Origin of the sequence: Nocardia sp. NPDC051900, assembly GCF_044452545.1 — a bacterium.
Classification (GTDB): domain Bacteria; phylum Actinomycetota; class Actinomycetes; order Mycobacteriales; family Mycobacteriaceae; genus Nocardia; species Nocardia sichangensis.
This window is the reverse complement of the sequence record NZ_JBITBU010000041.1, coordinates 1-21,036: the sequence shown is the minus strand read 5'-3', so window position 1 is coordinate 21,036 and position 21,036 is coordinate 1. Positions and strand designations below refer to the sequence as shown.

Below are 21,036 nucleotides of genomic sequence, written 5' to 3'. Positions count from 1 at the left end.
CCCCGAGATTCGCGCCCTTGCCGCCGACGCGGTCTGCGTCCGTCAGCCGCAGGTCACCGAGGTCGGTTACGTAGTCGCCCATAACGGCTCCGATCAATCGGAATTTCAACGTCGCATGTAGTCAGCTTGGCTCAACATCATGTGCGTTCACCACGGTCGAAGGTCCCTTTGTCGCGCCCATCGACTCCCGTCGTCGCCACCACTCGGCATAGAGGACCGGCCACTCGTCACGGAGGGTCGCCCGCGGTTTCGTATGGGATGGGAGCCGACGTCACATGTCGTGGCTGTGGGCCCTCCCTGAGGGGAGGCTGAACCGGCCTGGGCCGCGCGGGCAGACCGAGAGCCGAGCGATCACAGGCGAGCACCAGGTCGGTCGAGGTGATCAACCCGATGAGCCTGGCGTCGGCGTCGACGACCGCGACGGCGTCCAGGTTGGGGCGCAGCACCACACGGGACGCGACATCGCTCACCAGCTCTTCTTCCCGGGCAAGGGCGACAGCGGGAAGCGCACGCGCGGCATCGCCCACTGTGGTGGTCGCGCGGGCCGGTTCGGTGACCGCCGCCAGATCCGACCAGGCCACCACCGCAACGGGGTGACCGCTCGCGTCGATCACCGGAAACACACGATGCCCACTGGCCGTCGCGTCCGAACGCAGCAGCGCGGCGACCGGCAAGGCGGCCGGTATCGCTATCGGGTGCGAAGTCATCACGTCGCGAACCCGGCTGTCGCCCAGCCGGTGACGTAGCCCGGCGACGGTGAGTTCGGCGTGCGCCGCCGACTGAAGGAACCAGCCCAGCAGCATCAGCCACAGCCCACCAAGGTGCCCGAACAGGACGAGTTCGGCGATACCGATCATCAGCAAGACCGTGCCGAGGAATTGTCCACTGCGGGCGGCTGAGGTCGCAGCGCGCAAACGGTCACCGGTGCGCCGCCAGATCACCGCACGCAGTACACGGCCGCCGTCGAGCGGCGCGCCGGGCAGAAGATTGAACAGCCCCAGGATCGTGTTCATGAGGGCCAGCCACACCAGGACAGCGGTGATCGGCCCGTCCGGGTCCACCGCCGCGCTCGCGAGGCCGGCGAGGAACGCGACGGCGGCGATGCCCAGACTGGTGAGCGGACCGGCCGAAGCGATGCGCAGATCCGTTCGCGCGTCCCGCGGTTCTTCGCCCAATTCCGAGACACCGCCCAGCAGCCACAACACGATCACGTCGACGCGAATACCACTGCGCCGGGCGACGATCGAATGGGCCAGCTCGTGGGCGAGCAGCGCCGCGCAGAACGCGATGGCCCCGATGACGGCTGTGATCCACACGACGGCAGTGGCCGCGGTGCCGGTCAGGTACGAGCCCAGAACCCAGGTGAACAGGCCCACCGTGACCAGCACCGACCAGTGAGCGCCGAGGCGGATGCCCGCAATCCTGCCGAGCGGGAATGTTCGATGGATCATCGGATCCCATTCAGCACGGTGGAGCGGGAGTCGCCGGATGCGTTCGTCATGGGGTGATGGTGGTCGAACGGGCCGACGGCAGCCGCAGACTGCGGGCGATGGTGTCGGTCCACGAACGGACGGTTGCCCAGTCGCGCAGGTCCCCGTAGCGGCCTTTGCCCAGCAGTCGGTAGAGCATGCGCGTCCGCAGTGAGATGCCGTCGCTGTCGTACTGTCCGGCGAACGCCCGGTAATCGTGCGCCCTGACCGAATCGCGCAGTCCGGCGATCTTCTTCGGGACCAATCGCCCGAGGCGGCGGCCGATCGGGCCGCGCAGTGCCGGGGCGAGGCCGACGCTGAACAGCCAGACGTCCTTTTCCACCAACTCGTCCTGGTGGGCGTGCACGTAGTCGGCGACGGAGGGCAGGAGTTTCATGTTGTGGACTGCGCTGCCGAGGACGAGGGTGTCGAAGTTGGACAGGTCGGGCGCGTGGTCGATATCAGCGAGTTCGACGATGGCGTCGCGACTCGACAGCTCGGTGCCGATGAATTCGGCGATGTCGCGGGTCGATCCCTGTTCGGTCGCGTAGACGACAGCAATGTGATGTTTGTCCTGGTCCATGCCGAAAATGTTCCTCGTGTACGCCCCGTCCGATGAGAGGACTCGTGCCCGGACACAGGGGACCATCGTCACTGCCGCTTGTGGCGCATCAGCCAGCGTCGTAGTTCGTCGGCGCCCCACACGATGAACGGGTATGGCAGCGTGAAGGCGAGCATGGCGGGGGTCAATGCGGCCGTGCCGAGCAGGCTCTGCATTACTGGGGTGTAGATGATGATCGCCGCGAGGGCGAGTTCGAAGGCGATGCCCCACAGCAGCAAGCGGTTGGACAGTACGCCGATGGAGCGCAGCGAAGCGCGGTCGGTACGTGCGGCGAACGCGGTGCCGATCTGGCCGGCGACCATGCCGAAAAAGGTCATCGTGGTCGCCTGCTGGTAGGTGTGGTGCAACGGGCTACCGGGGCCGGTGGGATCGCCCGGGTGCCAACCGCCGTGCAGCAGCACGAAGAAGAAGCCGGTCATGGCGAGCGCCGCCGCGATCACCCCGAGGAACAGCCACGCGCGCAGCAGCATCGGTGTGCGGATCACCGACTCACCGCGCCGGCGCGGTGGACGGCGCATCAGGCCGGGCTCGGCCCCTTCTCGTCCGAGCGCCAGCGCCGGAAGCGTCTCGGTGCCGACGTCGAAGGCCAGCAGCTGCATCACGGTCAGCGGAAGCGGAACCGCGCCGCCGGAAAGCGCGAACACCAGCAGCGGCGTCACCTCGGGCGTGGTGTGGGCGAAGATGTAGCAGATGAACTTCCTGATGTTGTCGTAGACGCGCCGACCGGCCTCGATGGCTGTGGTGATGGTGGCGAAGTTGTCGTCGGTGAGCACCATCGTGGCCGCCTCGCGAGCGACGTCGGTGCCCGAACGGCCCATCGCCACGCCGATGTCCGCGCGTCGCAGTGCGGGCGCGTCGTTGACGCCGTCTCCGGTCATGGCGACCACGTGCCCTGCGGCGCGTAGCGCGTCGGCGATGCGCAGTTTGGCTTCGGGGGAGGACCGGGCGAAGATGAGTTCGCTCGGTCCCGCCAGCAGCTGGTCGAGATCGGCTTCGCTCATCCGTTCGAGTTCCGCACCGGTGATCACGGTCGGCCTGCCGCGCGTGATACCGATCTGGTCGGCGACCGCTGCCGCGGTGAGCCCGTGATCGCCGGTGATGACGATGACGCGGATGCCTGCGGCGTGGCACAGGCGTACGGCCTCGGCGACGCCGGGCCGTGGCGGGTCCTCCAGTGCGACCAGGCCGAGCAGCGCCAGATCTTTCTCGGCCTGTTCCCGCTGTTGCGGGGCCGTGGAACCGGTGAGGTCGCGCGCGGCGACGGCCAGCATCCGCAGACCCTGCTGTGCGCGGGCATCGACCAGCGCGGCCACCTGCTCGCGGCGGTGTGCACTCAGCGGTCGAAGTGCACCGTGTGAGGCGAGTTCGGCGGTGCACAGCGGTAGCAACGACTCCGGGGCTCCTTTGGTGTGCACGCGCAGCCGCCCTGCCTCGTCCGCGTCGATGGTCGACATCCGTTTGCGGACCGGGTCGAAGTGGAACAGACGCCGCCGGGAGCGCTCCCGCTGGTCGGCGCGAACCTGCGCGCCCAGGGCGGAGGCCGCGGCCAGCAGCGCCAGTTCCATGGGGTCACCGACCACAGAACCGGACTCGGCGAGTCGAGCGTTGTTGCAGGCCGCGATCGTTTCCGCCACGCGGGCAAGCGTGGGATCCTCCGTCCCGGAGGCGGCGTCGGGGTCGTGCGCTCCGGTTGCGGTGTCGATCGCGACCACCCGCATACGGTTCTCGGTGAGGGTGCCGGTCTTGTCGGTGCAGATCACATCGGTGCAGCCGAGGGTCTCCACGGCGCTGAGGCGTTTGACCACCGCGCCGCGGCGCGCCAGTTCGCGCACACCCATCGCCAACGCCAGCGTGATCACCGGCAGCAGACCCTCCGGGACGTTGCCCACCAGCAGTCCCACCGCGAAAACCACCGCATTGATCGAAGACAACCCCGCGCCGAACACCGCGAGCGGGATGAACGCCGCCGCCAGCAGCACCGAGATCAACGCGATCAACCAGGCCACCCGGCGCACTTGATGTTCGAGCGGGCTCTCCTCCGGCTCGACGCGTTCGGACAGGGCCGCGATGCGGCCGAGTTCGGTGTGCATGCCGGTGGCGAAGACGATGGCGCGCGCTTCGCCCTCGGTGCAGGAGGTGCCGCTGAAGACCAGCTCGCGTGCCTGCGCCAGCGGCACCCCGGCGTCGACGGCGTCGGCACTGCGGTAGACCGGCATCGATTCCCCGGTCAGTTCCGACAGGTCGACTTCGATGCCGCCGTCGAGCAGCCGCGCGTCCGCGCAGATCCGGTCGCCCTCGGCGATCACCAAGACGTCTCCGGGCACGACACCGGTCGCCTCGACCTCGGTGACCTGGCCGTCTCGCACGACTTTCGCCCGGATCGGCAGATAGGCGGCCAGCGCCTCCACCGCCTGCTCGGCGTGCCGCTCCTGGGCGAACGCGAACCCCGCGTTGATCATGATGACGACCACGATCGCGATCGCGACCGGCACGATGCCGACCGCGCCCGCCAGCCCGGCCGCGGCCCACAGCAGCAGCGCGAGCGGGTGGGTGAATTGACGAGCCAGGTCTCGCAGCCAGCTTCGGCGGCCCCGCCGCAGCAGCACGTTGGAGCCGTAGTGGATCAAGCGTCGTTCGGCCTCGCGCCCGGTGAGCCCGCAGCGGTTGCCGCGTAGATCGCGCAGCAGCAGATCGATCCGCTCGGTGGGATCGATGCGCAGGCCGGGTTCCGCCTCGACCAGATCGGTCACGGTGCTGCTACCATGTCGCGGAGGGTGTCCACCGTGGCGCTCCGCCGAACATTATCGGCGATCGCGGACGACCCCACATGCCGCACGATCCGAAGGACTTCGCGCATTCGCGCGGCATTGTCGGCACCGAGCAGATTCGGATGTGGACGAATCTCGCTCCGCACCCGTACCACCCTTTCCGGTGCCGGTACGACGAGGGCTACCTGGTATCCCATCGAAGCCTCCGTTCCTCCTGCCTCGAGCGTGCGCTTTGCCATGGTTGCCGGACAGGGGCGAAGGTCCCGCACCGAGAGGTATCCCGCCGTCGCCGCACCGGAAACGACGGAGGTCATCAGCATGCGAGGTCTTTACGCCCTGCCGGAGCGGCCGTCGCGGGTCGTTGACTTGATCGCGGGAGGCCGACATGAGGACTTTGAGCCATGAGGCATCGAACGCGCGGACGCGGTGGGAACCGATCGAGAAGTCTACGGCCGAACGCGTCGGTGCGAATCTGACCGACTACCGGATGTCCTGCCAGGTATTCGACTGGGCGGCGGCACGCTCCTCGCTGGCTGGGTTACCCGGTGGGGGAGTGAACATCGCCTACGAAGCCGTCGATCGCCACCTGGGCACCCCTTCGGCCGATGTCACCGCACTGCGCGCGCTGCGTTCGACCGGCGAACGCTCCACCTTGACCTACGCCGAGTTGGCGGCCCTGAGCAACCGATTCGCAGACGTGCTGTACGAGCTGGGTGTGCGTCCCGGCGAGCGGGTGTGCATCCTGCTGGGCCGGACTCCGGAGTTGTATGTCGCGGCGCTGGGCGCATGGAAAGCCGGATGTGTCGTCTCGCCGCTGTTCTCCGCGTTCGGACCCGAGCCGGTGCGCCAGCGTTTGGCGATCTCCGAGGCGACGACGCTGGTCACGACGACCGAACTCTACCGGCGTAGAGTCGCGCCGATCCGCGCCGAGGTTCCTGACCTGCGGCATGTCCTCGTGACCGACGCCGATCCGGAGAGCGAACTGGAAGGTGGCGCCATCGACTTGTCGCTGGCGATGGTGGCCGCCGACGCCGAATTCCCGATCGTGCGAACCCAGCCCGAAGATCCGGCATTGCTGCACTTCACCAGTGGGACCACGGGGAAACCGAAAGGCGCGGTTCATGTGCACGCAGCGGTGCTCGCCCACCGGATCACCGCGCGCTATGCACTGGATCTGCGACCGGGCGATGTGTTCTGGTGTACAGCGGACCCGGGATGGGTGACCGGCATGTCCTACGGGGTGATCGCGCCGCTCACCCTGGGCGCCACCGTGATCACCGACGAGGCCGATTTCGACGCCCTGCGCTGGTACGAGGTACTCACCGCGGAGAAAGTCTCGGTGTGGTACACCGCGCCGACCGCGCTGCGCATGCTGATGCGCCGCGGCGACGAACTGCCGCCCGGCACGGATCTGTCGCGCCTGCGATTCGTCGCCAGCGTCGGAGAACCACTCAATCCCGAGGTGGTGGTCTGGGGTCAGCAGGTTCTGGGCAAACCGGTTCACGACAACTGGTGGCAGACAGAGACCGGCGCGATCATGATCGCCAACCTCGCCGCCGAGCAGGTGCGGCCCGGTTCGATGGGACGGCCGCTGCCCGGCGTCGAAGCCACGATCCTGCGCCGCGGGCCGGACGGCCGGGCAGAAATGATCGGCGGCGGCGTCCGGCATGCCCGAACCGGCGAGATCGGTGAGCTCGCGTTGCGCGGCGGCTGGCCGTCGATGTTCCGCGGCTACTGGGGACAACCCGAGAGGTACGCGCGGGCGTTCGCCGCGGGCTGGTATCTGTCCGGTGATCTGGCCCGGCGCGACGCCGACGGATATTACTGGTTCGTCGGACGCGCCGATGACGTGATCAAGTCGGCTGGGCACCTGGTCGGTCCGTTCGAGGTGGAAAGCGCTCTGATGGCTCACCCGGCGGTCGCGGAGGCGGGGGTGATAGGTAAGCCGGATCCGGTCGCGGGCGAGCTGGTGAAGGCTTTCGTCCTGCTGCGGCCGCGATACCTCGCCTCCGAAGAACTGCGGGCGGAGTTGCTCGCGTTCGGCCGCCGGACACTCGGCGCGGTGGCACCCAAGGAGATCGCCTTCGCCGAGAGCCTGCCACACACCCGCAGCGGAAAAGTGATGCGGCGACTGCTCAAAGCGCGTGAGCAAGGGTTGCCCGAGGGCGATGTGTCGACCCTGGAGGCCGGGCAATGACGGCCACCGAACTGCCGGATCGAGTGGGTGACCGGCTGTCGCTCGCCGCCACGGAACGAATCGAATTGCTGCGGCAGATGATCCGTATCCGGCGATTCGAGGAGCGCTGCGTGCAGCTCTACAGCGCCGAGAAAATTCGCGGATTCCTCCACTTGTACGTCGGCGAGGAAGCCGTCGCGGCCGGGCTGCTGCGGCAGATCGGCCCCGAGGACGCGGTGGTGTCCACCTATCGCGAACACGGGCACGCACTCGCTCGCGGTATTCCCATGGCCGCGTTGATGTCGGAGATGTTCGGCCGCGCGTCCGGATGCAGCGGCGGGCGCGGCGGCTCGATGCATCTTTTCGATGCCGGTCGACGATTCTTCGGCGGAAATGCGATCGTCGGGGGAGGTTTACCGCTGGCGGTCGGCCTGGCCCTGGCCGATGCCATGCGGGATCGGCCCGCGGTAACGGTGTGCTTGTTCGGTGACGGCGCCGCGGCCGAGGGAGAGTTCCACGAATGCTTGAATCTGGCCGCGTTGTGGCGACTGCCGATCCTGTTCGCGTGCGAGAACAACCGGTACGCGATGGGCACGGCGCTGCACCGCGAACACGCGGTGACCGATCTGGCGCTGCGCGCCTCGAGCTATGGCTTGGCGGCTTGGCCGGTCGATGGCATGGACCCGGAGGCGGTGGCGGCGGCCACCCAGCGGGCGGTGGAATCCATCCGTGGCGGGAGCGGGCCGTGCTTTCTGGAACTGCGGACCTACCGCTTCCGTGCGCACTCTCTCTACGACGCCGACCGCTATCGCGACAAAGCCGAGATCGAGCAGTGGAAGAAGCGCGACCCGATACCCCGGTTGTCCGCCGAGCTGCGGGCATCGGGATCACTCGACGAGCAGGCCCTGTCCGCCCTCGAGGCCGCGGTCGACGCCGAACTCGACGACGCGATCGCCCAGGCCGAGGCCGGGCCGGTGGAGGCGGTCGCCGATTTGAGTCGTCACGTGTACGCGGAGCGACCATGATCACCTACCGCGAGGCTATGCGGGAAGCTCTGCGGGAAGCGCTGGATCGCGACGACCGCGTCTTTCTGATGGGCGAGGATGTCGGCGCCTACGGAGGCTGTTTCGGAGTGAGTCGCGGCTTGCTGGAGGAATACGGGCCGCGCCGCATCCGGGACACGCCGTTGAGCGAATCCGCGTTCGTCGGCGCGGGCATCGGTGCGGCGCTGGGTGGCATGCGGCCGATCGTCGAGATCATGACCGGCAACTTCAGCTTGCTCGCGCTGGACCAGATCCTCAACAACGCCGCGACCTTGCGGCACATGTCAGGTGGCCAGCTCGGCGTCCCGCTGGTGATCCGGATGGCCACCGGTGCGGGCCGCCAGCTGGCCGCCCAGCATTCCCACAGCCTGGAAGCCTTTTACGCGCACATCCCCGGGCTCCGCGTCGTTTCGCCCGCCACAGTGGCGGATGCCCGCGGAATGCTGTGGACCGCGTTGCAGGACCCTGATCCGGTCGTGATCTTCGAACCGATCGCTCTGTACGGCAGCGAGGGGGAGATGGCTGGGGACGACGAACTGGTAGATATCGATCACGCGATGGTTCGGCGTGCGGGCACCGACGTCACCATAGTCGCCTTCGGCGCGACCCTGCCGACCGCGGAATCGGCCGCCGAGTTGCTCGCCGCCGAAAAAGTTTCGGCGGAAGTGATCGATCTGCGCAGTTTGCGGCCGCTGGACGAGACGACGGTGCTCGAGTCGGTGGTACGCACACACCGCCTGGTGGTCGTCGACGAGTGCTGGCGCAGTGTCGGCATCGCGGCGGAAATCGCCGCTCGTGCGGCCGAATACGCCTATTACGACCTCGATGCGCCGATCGGCCGGGTGTGCACCGCCGAGGTGCCGATTCCGTATGCGAAGCAGTTGGAGGAGGCCGCCCTGCCACAAGCCGAGGCCGTAGTCGACGCAGTGCGTAAGGCGGTGCGCTGAGGTGGTCGAGTTCCGTATGCCCTCGCTGGGAGCCGACATGGTGGAGGGCACGTTGTTGCACTGGCTCGTGCATCCCGGTGATGTCGTGCACAAGGGAGACGTGGTCGCGGAAGTGGACACCACCAAGGCGGCGATCGAGGTCGAATGCTTCGACGACGGCGTCATGGGCACGATTCTGGTACCCGAGGGAAAGACAGTGCCGGTGGGCACGCCGCTGGCGACGATCGAACCGGCATCGGACCGTGCCGTCGTTGCAGGAGACACCCGCACCGCGATACCGGACGGGCGCAATCCGCCTTCCTCGAGACCAGCGGAATCTGCTCGCGGCGAGACTGTTCCGGAAACGGACGGTGCGACGGAGATGGCTCGTCATGCCACGCCGCTGATCCGTCGGCTGGCACAGGAGGCGGGCATCGACCTGGCGACTCTGCATGGGTCAGGGCCGGGAGGGCGGATCGTACGCTCGGATGTCGAGCACGCCATCGCTGCCGATCAGCGCGCGACGCCGCGCGCAAGACCGATCGCCGCGCAGGACCGCGCGCGGTCCGACGAGCCGACGAAACCACACGAGAGGTTCGACACCCCCGAGAGGCTCTCTAGTCCGTCGCCACCGACCGTTGTGACGCGCGCTTCCGGCTATGCGCGTCGGCTGGCGCTCACCTCCGGAGTCGATCTGGCGAACGTCTCGGGCACCGGCCCGGGCGGCGCGGTGCGCGCCCGCGATGTACCAACAGCGGGCCCGGTCTCCGAACCTCGCGCCGAGGTGACGGAATCCGCACGCACGCAACCCACCGACACGACGCGTGAGACCGGCGTGGAAGCCCCGCAACATGATCCCGTCGCGGTGCGTAAGGTGATCGCCGCGGCGATGACGCGGTCGAAGCGCACGGTGCCGCACTATTACTTGTCCAGCACCATCGACATGGACGCCGCGCTGGATTGGCTGGAAGGAGCGAATCGCCGGGCACCGGTCAACGCGCGCATAGTGTCCTCCGCTCTGGTGCTGTGTGCCACGGCGCGGGCCGCGCGGGCGGTGCCCGCGCTTAACGGACACTGGCTCGACGACGACGAATTCCATCCGGCCTCGGACGTGCATCTCGGTGTCGTGGTGTCGCTGCATGGGGGCGGCATCATGGTGCCCACCATCCCCGACGCCGACACCCTCGCTCCGGCGGCCATGATGGACGCACTGCGTGGCGTCGTCGCGCGAGCTCGCACCGCCCGGCTGCGATCCTCGGATGCTGTGCCCGCGACCATCACCGTGACGAATCTAGGTGAGCTGGGGGTGGATTCGGTCTTCGGCGTAATCGCCGCGCCGCAGGTCGCCATAGTCGGCTTCGGCGCCGTCACCGCACGTCCGTGCGCGGTTAATGGTCTGCTGGGCGTCCGTCCCCAGTTGACCGCCACGCTCTCGGCGGATCATCGTGCCAGCGACGGCGCCGTCGGAGCCCGCTTCCTCAACACCGTCGCCGATTATCTCCAGCAGCCAGAGGAGTTGTGAAACATGTTGCCCCCAACCATGTCCCGCGAGCAGGCAGAGGACTCCGTTCGTGCAGCGCTACGCGGATTCGCCACCGAAGCCGACATCTCCGCCCTCGGCCAGGACGACCCCTTGCGCAGCAGCCTGGAACTCGACTCGATCGACTTCCTCACCTTCATCGAACGCCTCTCCGCTGTCGGCGGCCGGATCGAGGAGAGCGACTATCCACGACTATCGACGATCCGTTCCTGTGTCGACTTCCTCACTCGCACCCGCTAGATGCCTGTCTCGGCCGTTGCGAAATGCCGAGGCATTCGTTCAACGGTCGGGCAGGATCCGGGCGTCGTCGATCACATCGACGTGATCCACACCGTCTACGGTGCGGGCCAGAGCGGCGACAACCTGTTGCTCACGCGGATCGGCGAAGATGCCGCGAACGGTGACCGCCCCGTCTGCGACCTCGGTCGTCCACTGTCGGCGGCTGCCTGCGTAGTCGTCGAGCAGTGTGCGGATCTTCGCATCGATGGTTGCGTCGTCGCTGAGCAGAGTTCGCAGCAGGTCGCGCCGAGACACGATTCCGACCAGCAGGCCGGCTTCCACGACCGGCATCGAGCGAAGCCGCCCGGTGAGCATGCGGGAGACGATCGTCGCGGTGTCGGTGGTAGGCGTGACCACCTCGACCGGAGTCGACATCGCCGCTGCCACCGTCTCGTCCGGCATGCCTGAAATTGCTGCCAGAGCGTCTGATTCGGACAGAATCCCGACCACGTGGCCCTGCTCGTCGACCACGGGAAGCGCGGCGAAGCCGTGCGCGGTCAGCAGCGCGGTAGCCTCCGACAACGGTGTCCCCGGCCGCGCCGTCACGACGGGCCTGCTCAGGACGTCACGTGCATGCATCGGTATCACCTCGTAACTGTGGCGTTCGGAGTGCCTGCGGCAGGAACGCCAGATTGCGCCGAGCCGACGCACAGCGGCGTCTTGGCTCGCGCTGTTTCGGTCGTGCGGTCGGTTCCGGCACCGGCCCATACGTCCAGCATGGCCCGCCTGCCTCGATGACGGGGAGAGACATCTGCCCTGCCCGCCTGGGACTAATGTCCTCAGTCGGAGGACGGCCGAGCTTCTGTAAATGATGCGAACTGGACACTGGTCGGCCGGGGGATGTGCGACGACGGGGCGGCTTCTTCCGCAGTTGCGGCCCCGGCTTTCGACGCATGCTCGCTGCCGAGTTCGAGTACGGTGGCGAAGCCTGCGGCGAGACACTCGGTCAGGGTTTCGGTGTCCGGGATCGCCGCCGTGTCGGTGTTGATCCCGACGTAGCACGTGCCCGCATGCGAAGTGAGGGTCACATTGACGGCCGTGCCGATGGTGGGCCCGAAGGCGTACATGCGGTCGATGCGCGCCCCGGCGATGTAGAGCGGCACGGGGGAGCCCGGGACGTTGGAGGCGACGAAGTCGACATGTTTGAGCAGGCCGGTCAGCAGCCCGGCAGGCAGTCGGTTCAGCGTCGCCGCGACGGCACCCGACAGCGGTATCGCCGGTTCGCGTCGCCAGCCCGCGACCGCAGCGTCGATGGCGTGCATGAGGTCTGTGGTGTCGGCGATGGCGACCGGCAGGGCGAAACGAGCGAGTGTGATGCGGTTGCCGCCGAGTGGGTCGTCGGGGGTGCGCAGGCTGATCGGCATTGTCACCCGCAGCTGGTCGAGTTCCGCGCCGTGGCCGCTGTGATAGCCGCGCAATCCGATCACGACCGCGGTGAGGAACGCGTCGTTCAGGGTGCAGCCCGCGGTCCGGGCGGCGTCCCGCAATCGTTCGAGAGGCACGTCGAGCACCGCCAGCCGGCGACCGAGGCTGCGCCGGGTCATCACGGGGGAAAGCGTGGTGGTGATGGGCCGGGCCAAACGAACCAGCGACCCCGCCAACGCCGCGCCCTCGCGCAACGCCCGGGCAGGATTGCCGAGCGCTCGCCGAGCGATCGGCGGCGCCGAACGGACACCGCCGACGAGCAGATCCGAGCCGACCGACAGGTTCCATGCCACGATGTCGCGCAGCGCGCCCGCACGGTCGCCCAGCGGCTCGGACGGTAGACCGCGGTCGGTGCCCGCGCGGTCGAAATCCAGCAGCGCCGTGGCGATCTGGATTCCGCCGATACCATCGGTGAGACTGTGGTGCACCGTCAGCACCAGGGCACATTCGCCGGCCGCCATGCCGCACAGCATCGTCGCGCGCCACAGCGGGCGGGCCGGGTCGAATCCGGTCATGGCCTCGGTGCGGGCGAATTCGAGTACCGCGGACATGTCCGCCGGTTCCGGTAGCGCGGATCGCCGCAGATGCCAGGATAGGTCGAAATCCGGATCCAGTGCCCACCGTGGCGGGGCGAAGCCCAACGGCGCGGCGATCAGCCGATGCCGCAACCTGGGCACGAGGCGGCTGCCGCGCTCCATCGTGCGCGCCAGTCGATCCAGGTCCGGTTCGGCGTCGAGCATCAGCACCGACACGATCGTCGAGCGCAGGACCGGGTCACGTTCCATGTTCCAGGAGAACAGGTCCGACTGCGACATATGGGATTCGCGCGCGTCCATCAGTCGCTGCCTTCGTCCACCGCCGACCACATAGGGCGATCGCGCGCGCCGGTTCGGTTGCGCCCCGAGTGTGGATCGGCTGATACCCTGCGCGTTGTCGGCAGGGGAGCGGAACGGGCCATACCCATACCACTCAGTCTGTTCAGTGGCGTCCGGCGGCGACCGTTGACGAAGACCCTTATCCGAAGGACCTTCGTCCTTCATCGTCTGTCCGATACGCAATTGGGTTTCGCATCCAGCAAGCATGTGCGTGCCGCTGAACTCGGTGCGGCCACGGCGCTGCCGCAGCTGCCGAAACCGCCGCGATAGTGGGAGTGGCGTCCGAGCCATCTCGGGGCCTGGGGCCGGGCGATGGCAGGAGGGCTCGCAAATGCCGTGCCTAGTTCGGTCTTATGACCTAGGTCCCAGCGCCCGAGGGGCGGGCGACTCTGCTCCGGTCGTCCCCGAGTGTGCAGAGTATTCGGTACCGGACCCAGGCGAGTTCCCCGACGGGCAGGCGCCCGGGCCGGGACTGAACTTTTCAGGGGTGGGGCGGCATCGAGGAGGCTTCGGTGGGCCGGATCGTGACATTGACGATGAACCCCGCGATCGATCTCGCGACGCGGGTGGCAAAGGTGGTGCCGACGGACAAGATGCGTTGCGCGGCACCACGCTACGACCCTGGCGGCGGCGGCATCAACGTCGCGCGCACGGTGGCCGAACTGGGTGTCGAGGTGACGGCGGTGTTTCCTACGGGCGGCCCGCCCGGCCGACTGCTGGAGCAGTTGGTGCGCGATACCGGAGTGCCGCCGCGGCCGGTGCCGGTGGCCGAATCGACCCGGGAGAGTCTCTCGGTCACCGAAACGTCGAGCGGCGAGCAGTATCGGTTCGTCTTTCCGGGCCCTCGGCTGACCGATCCGGAACAGCATCGCTGCCTGGCCGAGGTCGAACGGGCAGCGCTCGGCGCGGACTGCCTCGTGGCCAGCGGCACCCTCCCGCCAGGTGCGTCCGCGGACTTCTACCAAATCCTCACCGATCTTGTCAGCGACCTCGATGTCCGTGTGGTGCTGGATACGTCCGGTATCGCTTTGCGCAATGTGCACCGGGGCGTCCATCTGATCAAACCGAGCGTGCGGGAACTCGGCGACTACGCCGGGCATCCGCTGCTCGACCGCCCCGAGCAGTTGGCGCAAGCCCGCCGCCTCATCACCGCCGGAATGACGGAGATCGTGCTGCTGTCCCTCGGCGCCGCCGGCGCCCTTGTGGTGACGCGGGAATCGCACGAATGGTTCGCGCCGATCCCGGCGCGGGTGCGCAGCGGTATCGGGGCCGGCGATGCAATGGTCGGGGGCGTCACGGTGGGACTCGCCCGCGGATACGAACTGGCCGACGCCGTGCGTCTGGGTATCGCGGCGGCGACTGCGGCGCTCGCCACAACCGGTACCGGACCCGGCCGCTGCGAGCACATCGCGCAGCTGTATCGACAACAGCTGCGTGACAGCAATTCCACGGCCGGGGTCGGCGACCTGGCACGACCGACGGCTCCACGGCTGCCATAGCCCGCGCTGATGAGATCCCCAGAGCCGGGTACATCGATAGAGCCCGGGTCCCGGCATCAAGGCACAGCGGCCATCCGGCCGCCGACCGCGTGCGGGAGATTCGGCCTTCGGACTTCAAGTCGATGTCCTGCTCCGCCCGTGAGCCGTGCCGCCGCGCGCTGATATAGCCCACAAGCAGCGAGTGAAGGAGAAGCCGTGCGGAAAAACGAGGACATCAGGTTGGCGGATCGGATCGGACCCGCGTTCGGCGAGGCAATCCGGCCGAGCCGGGTGGAGGGGTCGCCGCGATGACCGAGCCTGCAATATCTATCGCCGGCCTGCGGAAATCGTTCGGTCCCGCGAAGGCGCTCGACGGACTGGACCTGACCGTAGGTACCGGTGAGATCCATGGGTTTCTGGGGCCGAATGGCTCGGGCAAGACGACGACGATTCGTATTCTTCTGGGACTGCTGCGTGCGGATTCCGGGACGGTGCGGCTGCTCGGCGGTGATCCGTGGTCGGACGCGGTCGCCCTGCACGCACGATTGGCCTACGTGCCAGGTGAGGTCCTCCTCTGGCCCGGTATCACCGGCGGCGAGGTCATCGACTTGATGGGCCGTCTGCGCGGCGGCATCGACCAGCGCCGCCGCGCCGAATTGCTGGAGCGATTCGATCTCGATCCACACCAGAAGGCGCGTGCCTACTCGAGGGGCAACCGGCAGAAGGTCGCGCTCGTCGCGGCGCTGGCCTCCGACGCGGAACTGCTGTTGCTCGATGAACCGACCGTTGGCCTCGACCCGCTCAAAGAAGCCGAATTTCAGCGCTGCATTGCCGAATCGAAGAACGAGGGCAGGACCGTCCTGCTGTCCAGTCACATTCTGGCCGAGGTGGAGGCACTGTGCGATCGGGTGAGCATCATCCGGCGCGGGCGCACCGTGGAAAGCGGCACCCTGTCCGAGCTGCGGCATCTGACCCGCACCACGATCACCGTCGAGACTATCCGGCCGTTGACGGCTCTGGATGCGGTGATGGGCGTACACGACCTCGTCCGCAACGGCACTCGGGCGCGGTTCGACGTCGACACTGCTCACCTCGACGCCGTGACACGCGTACTCGCCGATCTCGGCGTGCGCAGCCTGACCAGCACGCCGCCCACACTCGAGGACATCTTCCTGCGCCACTACCGCGCCGCTTCGGCCCCTTCAAGGGAGGAGAACCGGTGAGCACGACGATTTCGCGACCGATACCGCGAGCACAGTTTTCTGGGGCAGGCACGCTGCTGTACTTCGCGCTACGGCGCGAGCGGTTCTCGCTGCCGTGCTGGCTGCTCGGCGCCGCCGCGCTGCTCGCCTTACAGTCGGTCGGTAGTCAGCGCTTCTATGACACACCGCAGAAACTAGGGCAGCTGCGTGAGACGGTGAGTGCCAGTGCTGCTGCCGTCGCCATGGGCGGGCCGACCCAATTGCTGACGAGCATTGGCGGAGAGATCGTTTTCGAGATACTCGCGTATCTGGCGGTCGTGGTCGCGTTGATGAACATGTTCCTGGTCGGCAGGCATACTCGCTCGGACGAGGAGACCGGGCGAGCGGAACTGCTCCGCTCGGCGCGGGTGGGGCGCCGGGCTCCCGCCGTCGCCGCGCTGACACTGGCGGGGCTGGCCGATATCGCCGTCGTTCTGGTGCTCTTCGCCGCCGCCGTCGGAACTGGACTTCCGGCGGGTGGCTCACTCCTGCTGGGCGTGGTCACCGGGGGCGTGGGCGTCACGTTCGCCGCTGTCACCGCCGTCGCCGCGCAGATCTTCGAGAATCCGCGCAGCGTCTACGGGGTGGTCGGGCTGGCTGTGGCGGCCGCCTACGTGGCGCGAGCGATCGGCGATGTGGGCAGCGGGGCAACCTCCTGGTTATCGCCGATCGGGTGGGCCCAGCGCAGCTACCCCTACGCAGGCGACCGCTGGTGGGCGCTGCTGCTGTTCGCCGCCGCGTCTGTCGCGCTGACCGCTTTGGCCTTAGCTCTGCTGGACCGGCGCGACTTCGGCGCCGGACTCCTTCCCTACGGCACCGGGCGCGCGACGGCGTCCTGGGCGCTGGGCTCGCCGCTGGGCCTGGCCTGGCGATTGCAGCGCGGTTCGCTGGCCGGATGGGCCGTGGGCGTGTTCGCGCTGGGGGCCGCCTACGGCTCGTTCACCGAGAGCATCGACGACTACCTGGCCGACAACCCCGAAATCGCCGCCTACCTTCCCGGCGGTGCGGCCGACGCGGTGAACTCGTATCTGTCCCTGACGGTGTCGATCGTCGCGCTGCTCACTGCCGCGTTCGGCGTCGCCAGTGTGCTGCGCGCGCGTGGGGAGGAGACCGCGGGACGGGCCGAGTCGCTGCTGGCCGCTCCGGTCAGCCGGTATCGCTGGTTGGCGAGCCATCTCGCCATCGCTTTGGGGGGCGGCGCACTCATACTGGCCGTCGGCGGTTTCGCCGTCGGTGTGACCTATGGGTTGACGATCTCCGATTTCGGACAGGCGCTGCGCATGTCCGGGGTGGCGCTGGCGTACCTACCAGCGGTCTGGTCGGTGATCGCCGTCGCGGCGCTGGGCGTCGGCTGGGCTCCGAGAGCGGCTGTAGCCGTGGCATGGGCCGCCTTCGCCTACTGCGCCGTGGCGTTGCTCTTCACGACTGCTTTCGATCTGCCCGACTGGTTCGACGACGCCTCACCGTTCACCCACCTTCCGAAAGCCCCGCTGCACCCCGTCACCGCCACGCCCATAGTCCTGATCATCTTGACCGCTTCGGCCGCGCTGCTGATCGCTGTCGCCGGTTTTCGCCGCCGCGACGTCGGGTATTGACCCGGCCTCCGTCAGCTGGCGAACACGCGGTCGCTCCCCGGGCGGGTACTCGGGCGTCATCGAAAGCGAAAGAGAATCATCGAGGCCCTGGGTCCGATGGAACACGGTTGGGCGCTGGTCATGGTCGCCGCACGCCATGGCGAAAGTCCCATGGCGATGATCGGTTCGACTCTGTCGCGGCCTCTCTCCGCCGCCCTACCGTCGGAGTCCTTCACCTGATACAGCGCAGAGGAGAACATCGTCATGCGCGCGCGAATTGTCTACGAATCGATGTTCGGCAACACCGCCGCGATCGCGGAAGCCATCGAACAGGGACTGCGTGAGCATGCCGAAGTAGAAGTCGTGAACGTGGTGGCGGCGGCAGAGGTGTGTGCGACGGTGAACCTGCTCGTGGTCGGCGCCCCTACTCACGCCTTCGGGCTCAGCCGCTCGCAGACGCGTCGCGATGCCGCCAAGCTCACCGATGCTCCGATCGCGACCGACCTCGGGGTACGGGAATGGCTCGCGGCCGCACTGCCGGTATCGCCGGGCCACCGCGCGTTGGCCTTCGGCACGAAGGTCGCCAAACCGCCCTGGCTGCCGGGCTCGGCCGCACGCGGTATCGGAAAACGGCTGTGCCGCTTGGGCTATTCGCTCGCCGATCAGCCGGTGGATTTTCTTGTCGACGATACGACCGGCCCGCTCATACCGGGCGAGCTGGACCGCGCTCGGGCGTGGGCGGGCCGGATTGCGCACACCGAACTCGACCGAAGGAGGCACCACACCTGACGGTGCACCGACGCAGATCTGTGTTCGCAAAGGATGGATGACCATCGGAAGTGGTCGGCGACCGCATTGCGCTCGACACACCAGCGGTTCCGTGTCCGTGCGTCCGATGCTCATAGCCGTGGCCGTCTCAGCGGCTGCCCAATGTGCGGCCGAGTCAGCACGTGCCCGCACCGACGGACCTGTCGCCGTCGGCGCCGACGGCAGCCCGCCGATCCCGGTGCTGCGCGGCGCGCAACTGCTCGTCGGGACCGGTCCCGGCACACTCGGCCGACTGGGGACAACCTGCGGTGAGATTCGGGACCTACGACTCCTCCGGACATCGCCTCTCGATCCCTACCGTGACGGTATGAACCAGCCACCGCCCGGGGAAACCATCGAGAAGGCCGTATCGCTCGCCGGGCGGGCGCCGTCGCTGCACAACAGCCAACCCTGGCACTGGACATTCGACGGCGACGTCCTGCGGCTGTTCGCTGTACCCGAACGCATGCTTCCGGCGACGGACAAATCCGGCAGGCAGATGCTGATCAGCTGCGGAATCGCGCTGGACCATCTGAGGGTTGCGATGGCCGCGGTGGGCTGGCGCATCCACGTCGCACGCTTCCCAGATCCGAACCGCCGCGAACACCTGGCCAATATCACGTTCGACCGGGCTCCCATCATTACCGACGGCGACCGTGCTCGCGCCGACGCCATCCCGCGGCGGCACACCGACCGGCTGCCGTTCCAGGCGCCGATCGGATGGCCCGACTTCGAAGAGGTCCTACGGTCGACCTTCGATCCCATCGACGCCACACTCGATGTGCTGGGTGACGACTGCCGCCCCAGCCTCGCACGCGCCTCGGAGATGAGCGCTGCGCTCCGCCGCTACGATGCCGGATACCACGCCGAACTGCAGTGGTGGACCGGGCACACGATCGGCGACGCGGGTGTGCCCAGCGACGCGCTGATCTCCCAGGAGGAACGGCAGCGAGTCAGCGTGGGCCGGAAGTTCCCGACCACCAGCGGCGACCGGCGCGGCGAAATCACCGAGGACCACTCGGTGATTCTCGTGCTGTCCACCGGCCGCGACACACCCGAGGACCTGGTGCGCTGCGGGGAGGTGCTGTCCACGGTGTTACTGGAGTGCACGCTCGCCGGGTTCGCGACCTGTCCGTTGACCCACCTGACCGAGGTGCCGAGCAGCCGTGCCGTGGTCCGGGAGTTGACCGGCCACTCCGGCCTGCCCCAGGCGTTGATTCGCGTTGGTATCGCACCCGAATCGGAGTCGAACGCTCCGGCAACTGCACGCCGACCGCTCAGTGAGGTCCTGGAAATTCTCCGATCCGCCCGATAGCAGGATCGAGCTCGTCCATCGCCGCGCTCCGTCCGCTTCCGCTAGGCCAGTGTCGTCGCTGGTCACCGTCGCACGTGCACGTCTCGAATTCGAGGAGAAGTCGGACATCATGGATACGCTGAGGCTTGCCGCAACCGTTCGATCAGCAATAGGACTGCCGACCGGACACCGGTTGCGCACCAAATGGTTGACCTGGGGAGCCTCGGGGGAAGAGATCGCGCGGGTCATGCCCGGTGACGATCTACTGGTGGACGCCGATATCGTCTCGACTCGCGCTATCACGATCTGCGCGGGCGCCGACGCGATCTGGCCGTGGCTGGTTCAGCTGGGCCCCGGCCGCGGCGGCGCGTATACCTACGACTGGGTCGAGAACCTGCTCGGCGTCGATATGCACAGCGCCGACGAGATCTTACCGGAGTTCCAAAACCTAACGGTCGGAGAAAGTTTCCCGGTCGGCGAGACCGGTGCGCGTATGCGTGTCGCGATCCTCGAACATGAACGCTCATTGGTCTTCACTTCCGAAGACGCCTGCTGGATCTGGGAATTCAGCCTCTATCCAATGGGCGCGGCGACTCGGCTCGTGAGCCGCAATCGCATTGCGCTGACGGGCGCCTCCACGTTCACGCGCGTCGTCATCGTTCTCGTGATGGTGGCCAGTCTGGTGATGGAGCGCAAGATGCTGCGCGGTATCAAACAGCGCGCGGAGGCATGGACGGGAACACCGACCAGAGATGACAAAAGCCGCCCCGCCGCGGCCACAACTCCCGGATTCGCCGTGCTGCAACGCCCACGCCACGGCCCGCCCACCGTCGCAGGCCCCGAGAAACAGCGCTGATGTGCTCCCTCATCGAGTGCCGTACCTGCGGCATAGACCGGCTGTGGCACGCACATCGACGGTCGCGCCGCTACCCCGCCGGGCCGGTGGTGCACCGGCGACGACGACCAGGCCCAGGACCGAGCACCCCTGCGACGTCTCCGTGGACCAACGGCTCGCACCGCACCGCGTCGATCACCACGGCGAGGTCCATACCCGCCAGGTATGACGATGCTCGTTGGTTCACTGCCCGATAGGATCACTCGAACTCCGCAATGCCGAGTCCTCCGACCTAGGAGGCGACGGCCGGACCGATCCCGTCGTCTCCGCGGTATTCGTTGCCGACGCCGATGACCACGGCCCACGGTTCGGTCATCGGCGCACCACGTCGAGGTCCAGGAAGTGGGCTGAGCAGGATATGCACGGGTCGTAGTTCCGGATCGCGCGTTCGCACATCGTGGCCAGCGCGGCGTCATCGAGGTCGAGGTGGTCGGAGACGACGCGCCGCAGATCGTCCTCCATCACTGCCTGATTCTGCGAGGTAGGCGGGATGATCATGGCCGAGCGCACGATGCCGTGATCGTCGAGTTCGTACCGGTGGTACAGCAGGCCGCGAGGCGCTTCGCTCACGCCGTGCCCGGTGCCGGCTCGAGGAGCGACCGGAACCGCGGCGCGGGAGGGGCG

At 67.8% G+C, this 21,036-nt stretch carries 18 protein-coding genes; 11 read left to right on the top strand and 7 right to left on the bottom strand.

Translation table 11 applies throughout. From position 1 onward, the window contains the following. Positions 1-227: 227 nt before the first annotated feature. The 4 genes from ACIA5H_RS36490 to ACIA5H_RS36475 form a co-directional block, all read right to left on the bottom strand. On the bottom strand, positions 228-1,451 hold the full coding sequence (locus ACIA5H_RS36490) for a site-2 protease family protein (protein ID WP_397080795.1): 1,224 nt from the start codon (positions 1,449-1,451) through the stop codon (positions 228-230). Between the two features lie 46 nt (positions 1,452-1,497). After that, entirely contained in the window at positions 1,498-2,052 is a 555-nt protein-coding gene (locus tag ACIA5H_RS36485) for a flavodoxin domain-containing protein (protein ID WP_397080793.1), read from the bottom strand. A 68-nt stretch (positions 2,053-2,120) separates the two neighbouring features. Continuing rightward, positions 2,121-4,841 (bottom strand): cation-translocating P-type ATPase, encoded by a 2,721-nt coding sequence (locus ACIA5H_RS36480; RefSeq protein ID WP_397080791.1) that lies wholly within the window; start codon positions 4,839-4,841, stop codon positions 2,121-2,123. After that, the gene (locus tag ACIA5H_RS36475; RefSeq protein ID WP_397080789.1) at positions 4,838-5,179 is read right to left on the bottom strand and encodes a hypothetical protein; all 342 of its coding nucleotides are present in this window, start codon (positions 5,177-5,179) and stop codon (positions 4,838-4,840) included. The genes ACIA5H_RS36480 and ACIA5H_RS36475 overlap by 4 nt, the downstream gene beginning before the upstream one ends. Positions 5,180-5,244: 65 nt before the next feature. Between ACIA5H_RS36475 and acsA the strand changes: the two genes are divergently transcribed. From acsA to ACIA5H_RS36450, 5 genes are read left to right on the top strand one after another with little or no spacing between them, the layout of a single operon-like run. Continuing rightward, positions 5,245-7,056 carry an acetate--CoA ligase gene (acsA, locus tag ACIA5H_RS36470; RefSeq protein WP_397080787.1) on the top strand — a complete coding sequence of 604 codons (1,812 nt, stop codon included), beginning with the start codon at positions 5,245-5,247 and terminating at the stop codon, positions 7,054-7,056. Further along, a complete protein-coding gene (gene pdhA, locus ACIA5H_RS36465; RefSeq protein WP_397080785.1) occupies positions 7,053-8,060 on the top strand; it encodes a pyruvate dehydrogenase (acetyl-transferring) E1 component subunit alpha in 1,008 nt (335 codons plus the stop codon). Before acsA ends, pdhA begins: the two co-directional genes overlap by 4 nt. Continuing rightward, positions 8,057-9,025 carry an alpha-ketoacid dehydrogenase subunit beta gene (locus tag ACIA5H_RS36460; protein ID WP_397080783.1) on the top strand — a complete coding sequence of 323 codons (969 nt, stop codon included), beginning with the start codon at positions 8,057-8,059 and terminating at the stop codon, positions 9,023-9,025. The genes pdhA and ACIA5H_RS36460 overlap by 4 nt, the downstream gene beginning before the upstream one ends. Position 9,026: 1 nt before the next feature. Further along, positions 9,027-10,526 (top strand): 2-oxo acid dehydrogenase subunit E2, encoded by a 1,500-nt coding sequence (locus tag ACIA5H_RS36455; protein WP_397080781.1) that lies wholly within the window; start codon positions 9,027-9,029, stop codon positions 10,524-10,526. Positions 10,527-10,529: 3 nt separating this feature from the next. Continuing rightward, entirely contained in the window at positions 10,530-10,784 is a 255-nt protein-coding gene (locus tag ACIA5H_RS36450; protein ID WP_397080779.1) for an acyl carrier protein, read from the top strand. A gap of 39 nt (positions 10,785-10,823) precedes the next feature. On the opposite strand, the gene ACIA5H_RS36445 is transcribed toward ACIA5H_RS36450, so the two are convergent. Beyond that, positions 10,824-11,402, bottom strand: a complete 579-nt coding sequence (locus tag ACIA5H_RS36445; RefSeq protein ID WP_397080778.1) for a CBS domain-containing protein — start codon at positions 11,400-11,402, stop codon at positions 10,824-10,826. A 200-nt stretch (positions 11,403-11,602) separates the two neighbouring features. Further along, complete coding sequence (locus ACIA5H_RS36440; protein WP_397080777.1) at positions 11,603-13,084, bottom strand: wax ester/triacylglycerol synthase domain-containing protein; 1,482 nt, start codon at positions 13,082-13,084, stop codon at positions 11,603-11,605. Between the two features lie 551 nt (positions 13,085-13,635). On the opposite strand from ACIA5H_RS36440, the gene ACIA5H_RS36435 reads away from it, so the two are divergent. The 6 genes from ACIA5H_RS36435 (at position 13,636) to ACIA5H_RS36410 (ending at position 20,373) form a co-directional block, all read left to right on the top strand. Beyond that, the gene (locus tag ACIA5H_RS36435; RefSeq protein WP_397080775.1) at positions 13,636-14,622 is read left to right on the top strand and encodes a 1-phosphofructokinase family hexose kinase; all 987 of its coding nucleotides are present in this window, start codon (positions 13,636-13,638) and stop codon (positions 14,620-14,622) included. Positions 14,623-14,909: 287 nt separating this feature from the next. Further along, positions 14,910-15,824 carry an ATP-binding cassette domain-containing protein gene (locus ACIA5H_RS36430; RefSeq protein WP_397080773.1) on the top strand — a complete coding sequence of 305 codons (915 nt, stop codon included), beginning with the start codon at positions 14,910-14,912 and terminating at the stop codon, positions 15,822-15,824. Further along, positions 15,821-17,437: an ABC transporter permease gene (locus ACIA5H_RS36425; protein ID WP_397080771.1), complete on the top strand. Its 1,617-nt coding sequence runs from the start codon at positions 15,821-15,823 to the stop codon at positions 17,435-17,437. The genes ACIA5H_RS36430 and ACIA5H_RS36425 overlap by 4 nt, the downstream gene beginning before the upstream one ends. A 243-nt stretch (positions 17,438-17,680) precedes the next feature. Further along, the gene (locus tag ACIA5H_RS36420) at positions 17,681-18,205 is read left to right on the top strand and encodes a flavodoxin domain-containing protein (RefSeq protein WP_397080769.1); all 525 of its coding nucleotides are present in this window, start codon (positions 17,681-17,683) and stop codon (positions 18,203-18,205) included. 346 nt (positions 18,206-18,551) lie between these two features. Then, positions 18,552-19,538 carry an Acg family FMN-binding oxidoreductase gene (locus ACIA5H_RS36415; protein ID WP_397080767.1) on the top strand — a complete coding sequence of 329 codons (987 nt, stop codon included), beginning with the start codon at positions 18,552-18,554 and terminating at the stop codon, positions 19,536-19,538. A 49-nt stretch (positions 19,539-19,587) separates the two neighbouring features. Then, a complete protein-coding gene (locus tag ACIA5H_RS36410; RefSeq protein ID WP_397080765.1) occupies positions 19,588-20,373 on the top strand; it encodes an SRPBCC family protein in 786 nt (261 codons plus the stop codon). Between the two features lie 351 nt (positions 20,374-20,724). Here ACIA5H_RS36410 and ACIA5H_RS36405 read toward each other — a convergent pair. Further along, positions 20,725-21,036 (bottom strand): nickel-dependent hydrogenase large subunit (locus ACIA5H_RS36405; protein WP_397080763.1); only part of this gene is annotated, 312 nt, incomplete at its 5' end.